Source organism: Pseudoalteromonas luteoviolacea S2607, from assembly GCF_001625575.1.
Classification (GTDB): Bacteria; Pseudomonadota; Gammaproteobacteria; order Enterobacterales; family Alteromonadaceae; genus Pseudoalteromonas; species Pseudoalteromonas luteoviolacea_E.
This window is the reverse complement of sequence record NZ_AUXV01000054.1, coordinates 1-218: the sequence shown is the minus strand read 5'-3', so window position 1 is coordinate 218 and position 218 is coordinate 1. Positions and strand designations below refer to the sequence as shown.

The following is a 218-nucleotide window of genomic DNA, read 5'->3' as shown; positions in this document are numbered from 1 at the left end:
GTGAGTGGCGGTACACTGAGTAATTTCAGTGCCACATCAAGTACACAGTACAGCGTGTTATTTACACCCACGGCGAATTCAGAGGCCAACGCAACACTGGATATTGCAGCAGATACCTTCACTGATGCAGCAGGCAACAACAATACCGCCGCGACACAACTGCCCATTACGGTAGATACTAAAGCACCAAGTGGTCACAGCGTCTCGTTTGGCGATAC

The 218-nt window shown here is 50.0% G+C and carries 1 protein-coding gene; it reads left to right on the top strand.

Going from position 1 to position 218, the window contains the following annotated elements; translation table 11 throughout:
* Window positions 1-218, top strand: a 218-nt coding sequence (locus N480_RS25665; RefSeq protein WP_196761513.1) for an Ig-like domain-containing protein, incomplete at both ends; no start/stop codon positions are given.